Source organism: Cohnella baijiui (genome assembly GCF_020731285.1).
Taxonomy (GTDB): domain Bacteria; phylum Bacillota; class Bacilli; order Paenibacillales; family Paenibacillaceae; genus Cohnella.
Genome location: NZ_JAJFOW010000376.1, coordinates 1 through 230, shown reverse-complemented (window position 1 = coordinate 230; position 230 = coordinate 1). Strand labels below are relative to the sequence as shown.

At 47.0% G+C, this 230-nt stretch carries 1 protein-coding gene; it reads left to right on the top strand.

The genetic code is table 11. The annotated features are described in order from the left end of the window. Positions 1-230 (top strand): hypothetical protein (locus tag LKX83_RS33020; protein ID WP_227887517.1); only part of this gene is annotated, 230 nt, incomplete at both ends.

Genomic DNA, 230 nt, shown 5'->3' with positions numbered 1-230 from the left:
CTGGTTTTAACGACGTCAACATCCGCTTTGATCATGCACCGGCATGGAAGGATGTCTATGTACGATTTATCAAGCCGCCGGAATACAATGTAGTAAACCGCGCCTTTACACTCGATGAAGGACGGTATCTCGTATCTGGTGATCAGATGCGCGCCTTAGATGAAACGACAATTCAAGTAGAAGCCATTGCACACGATGGCCGACAGTTCATCTTTACATTTCCACCGCAA